Source organism: Bacillota bacterium (assembly GCA_040754675.1).
Taxonomy (GTDB): domain Bacteria; phylum Bacillota; class Limnochordia; order Limnochordales; family Geochordaceae; genus Geochorda.
The window spans coordinates 1-3,368 of record JBFMCJ010000447.1 but is presented as its reverse complement, the minus strand read 5'-3'; the positions used below and the strand labels follow the sequence as shown (position 1 = coordinate 3,368).

Genomic DNA, 3,368 nt, shown 5'->3' with positions numbered 1-3,368 from the left:
GAGATTACCGCTTCTTGCTCGCCGCAGCCCGCGCGCCGGTCCGCCGCGCGGGCGCCGCTGCCGTCGCTTCCTCGCTCTGCCCCTTCTTGTCGAACGCCCCCGCCCCGCACTCGGGGCACTTTTTGGGCTTGCAGCGGGCCTCCTTCTCGAAACCGCATTGCGTGCATACCCACACGGCCATGGCAGATTCAGCCCCCAAGTCTGGATGGATTGCATCCCCACCGTCCCGCCGGCCCCACCGGCAGCAGACGGCAACGGACGGCGCTGGCAGGCCCGATACACCGGGGAAGTTCTACGAACGTTTCCGATTACCTATCAGGAAATGATGTAGTAGTAGGCTTCGAGTTCCTCGTCGGGAACGTGCTGCAGGCGCGCCTCCAGCCGGGAACGGGTTTCGTCGTCCACCTCCCGCTCTGGTTCGCTGCCGAGGGCGCGCCGGCAGACGGCCAGGCTCGCAAAGGACTGGGGATGCTCCCGGACATAGGCCAGCACCTGCTGGATGACGGCCTGCCGGTCCGGATGCCCTTCGCCCCGGCCCGGGCGGCGCTTGGTGCGGTCGTCCTCCACGCTGTCTCACCCCACGGATAGCCTGCGCTATACTTTGGCAGCCGATAACAGCGAAAGGCGCCGGGTGGCGCGGGAGGCCGGGGGGCGTACGTAGCCCCCGCCGCCTCGGCCGTCAGTCGCTGGTAGGAACCGCCCTCCGTCGAAAGTTGGGCTCCTCTCCAGCCTTCCGCCGGATCCCAGGATTTCGGGCCGCGGCCTAGGCTACGGTGCGGCCGTTCCCCGTGCCGCACCAGAGAGGAGGCCCAACCGAGATGGACCTGACCCAACCCCGCACGGCTCTCATCACGGGGGCCAGCCGTGGCCTGGGCTATTCGCTTGCCCGAGAGCTTGCCCGCCGCGGCTGGTCCTTGGCCCTGATGGCCCGCCGCCGTCCCTTGCTCGAGGCAGCTGCCGAGGAGATCCGGATGGCTGGCGAGGGCAAAGCGGAGGTGGTGTGCGAGGCCGGCGACGTGTCCGACGAGGCGGCCCGGCTGCGTCTGACAAACCGCGTCGCTGAACGCTGGGGTCACCTGCACCTGCTGGTCAACAACGCTTCGGAACTGGGCCCGACGCCCCTTCCACGGCTGGAAGAGTTCCCGATTGACGCCCTCGCACGCCTCTTCCAGGCGAACACAGTTGCCCCCCTCCGGCTCGTGCAACTCTCGGTGCGCCTCTTGCAGGCGGCAGGGCAGGCGATGGTGCTGAACATCACGTCCGACGCCGCCGTTGCCGGCTACCCGGGCTGGGGCGGGTACGGCGCCAGCAAAGCGGCGCTTGAGCTGATCAGCCGAGCCCTGGCCAACGAACTGGCCGGCACCGGCGTCCGGGTGCTCGCCGTGGATCCCGGCGACATGGACACGGACATGCACCGGCTGGCTGTCCCGGACGCCGACCCCCGGAAGCTTTGCTCCCCCGACCAGGTGGCGCGCCGTATCGCGAGCCTCATCGAGCGCTACCTCGGCGCCGATCGCTCCCTCGACGCCGCGTGGCGCATCTCCCTGGCTCCCCCGGTCGGGGGTGACGCCCGTGCTTGAAGCGCGGCAGATCGACTTCCTGCTCCCCGCCGAGGCGGCGGCGGTGGCTCCGCCCGAAGCAGAGGGCCGCGGCCGGGAGGGCGTTCGGCTGTTGGTCATCGATCGAGCGGCAGGTGAATGGCGCCACGCCCGGTTCATCGACCTTCCGGAGCTTCTCCACGCGGGCGACCTCCTGGCGTTCAACGTGTCCCAAACCCTGGCGGCGGCCTTGCCGGCGGTGCGGACCGAGGACAGGGTGGCGGTGCGGATTCACTTTTCAACCCGGCTGGACGGGTACCAGAATCCGCCGGCCCCTCCGCCGGAGCGCTGGGTCGTGGAGGTTCGCCCGGGGGACGGAAGCCCCTCGCGGCAGGGAGAGGTCAGGCCGGGGGATGGGTTTACCATCGAACCGGGCGCCGAGGTGCGCCTGCTGGAGCCCTACGCCCGGGGCGGCCGGTACTGGGTCGCCGGGGTCTCCGCCCCGGCCTTCGAACTCATGGCCAGGCTCGGAGAGCCGGTGCGATACGGCTACGTGGCCGCTCCCTGGCCGCTTTCCGCCTACCAGACGGAGGTGGGGGAGATACCCGGTTCCGCTGAGATGCCGTCCGCAGCGCGGCCGTTTACCGGGCGGATCCGGTGGGAACTGCGGCGGGCCGGGGTGGAGTTCACCAGCGTCCTGCTGCACACCGGGCTTTCGAGCCAGGAGATAGAGGACGATGACGTGGGGCCGGACGCGGTTTACCCGGAGTGGTTCGCAGTGCCCCTGGCGGCTGCAGCCCAGGTGAATCGCGCCCTTCGGGAAGGCCGCCGTGTCGTCGCGGTCGGCACCACCGTCGTGCGTGCGCTGGAAAGCGCGGCTGCTCCCGGTGCCGAAATCGAGCCGGTCGAGGGGTGGACGAGCCTCTTCGTGAGCCCCGACCACCCGCCGCGCGTGGTTCAGGGGCTGGTGACGGGCCTGCACGCTCCGCGCAGCACGCACCTGGCCATGCTGGCGGCGTTCGTCGAGCCGGCGTTGCTGCGCGCGGCGTACGCCGATGCGCTGCACCGGGGATACCGCTGGCACGAGTTCGGCGACCTGTGCCTGATCGTGTAGAGGCACCCGGCGCGCAGGGCCTTTTGCTATGATAAGAGCGACTCCTGACAATGAGCACATCGCTGCAGATCCTGACAGACATAGCCCGCCTGCTCAACTCCCGGGCGGATATCGAGGCCGCCCTGGACGAGGTGCTTCGGCTGGTGACGCAGCTTCTGGGGCTGCGCACCGCCTGGCTATTCCTGGCCGAACCGCCTGGCCGCAGGCTGTCGCTGGCCTCCGCCTACCAGCTCCCGCCCGCGTTACAAGCCAACGGCCGCGAGCCGCTGCGCTGGCGGTGGTGCCGCTGCTTTGAACTTTTCTACCGGGGAGACCTGCGCGAGGCGGTCAACGTGCTGGAGTGCAGCCGTCTGGAGCAGGCCGAGGGACAGCGCTGCGGGCTGGTCTACCACGCAAGCGTGCCGCTGCGGTCAAGTGCGGGCGTGCTGGGCGTCTTGAACGTGGCTGCCGAGGGCTCCACGCTGTTTGACGGCGGGGCGTTGAACCTTCTCACGGCGGTGGGCGAGCACCTGGGCACCGCCCTCGAACGCTCCCGGCTGTTCGCCCACGAGCGCTCCCGGGCGGCCGCGTACGAGGCGGTGGACCGGGTGAGCCGGGCTCTGGCGGGGCCGGAACCGGACGCCGGCGATGCGAGCCTCGAGGCCATTGGCAGGCGCTTCGCGGCGGCGTGCCTCGAGGCGTTCGGCCTGGACGCGGTGAGCGTGGCGGCGGGGGAC

The 3,368-nt window shown here is 70.3% G+C and carries 5 protein-coding genes; 3 read left to right on the top strand and 2 right to left on the bottom strand.

Annotated features, from left to right (window positions below; translation table 11 throughout):
• Positions 1–4: 4 nt before the first annotated feature.
• Together AB1609_18770 and AB1609_18765 are read right to left on the bottom strand one after the other, a co-directional pair.
• Positions 5–181, bottom strand: a complete 177-nt coding sequence (locus AB1609_18770) for an RCKP-type rubredoxin-like domain-containing protein (GenBank protein MEW6048490.1) — start codon at positions 179–181, stop codon at positions 5–7.
• 134 nt (positions 182–315) lie between these two features.
• Positions 316–567 carry a hypothetical protein gene (locus AB1609_18765; protein MEW6048489.1) on the bottom strand — a complete coding sequence of 84 codons (252 nt, stop codon included), beginning with the start codon at positions 565–567 and terminating at the stop codon, positions 316–318.
• A 251-nt stretch (positions 568–818) separates the two neighbouring features.
• On the opposite strand from AB1609_18765, the gene AB1609_18760 reads away from it, so the two are divergent.
• The 3 genes from AB1609_18760 to AB1609_18750 all read left to right on the top strand — a co-directional run.
• Entirely contained in the window at positions 819–1,580 is a 762-nt protein-coding gene (locus AB1609_18760; protein MEW6048488.1) for an SDR family oxidoreductase, read from the top strand.
• Positions 1,573–2,652 carry an S-adenosylmethionine:tRNA ribosyltransferase-isomerase gene (locus tag AB1609_18755; GenBank protein ID MEW6048487.1) on the top strand — a complete coding sequence of 360 codons (1,080 nt, stop codon included), beginning with the start codon at positions 1,573–1,575 and terminating at the stop codon, positions 2,650–2,652. Before AB1609_18760 ends, AB1609_18755 begins: the two co-directional genes overlap by 8 nt.
• A gap of 50 nt (positions 2,653–2,702) precedes the next feature.
• Positions 2,703–3,368 (top strand): GAF domain-containing protein (locus AB1609_18750; GenBank protein ID MEW6048486.1); only part of this gene is annotated, 666 nt, incomplete at its 3' end.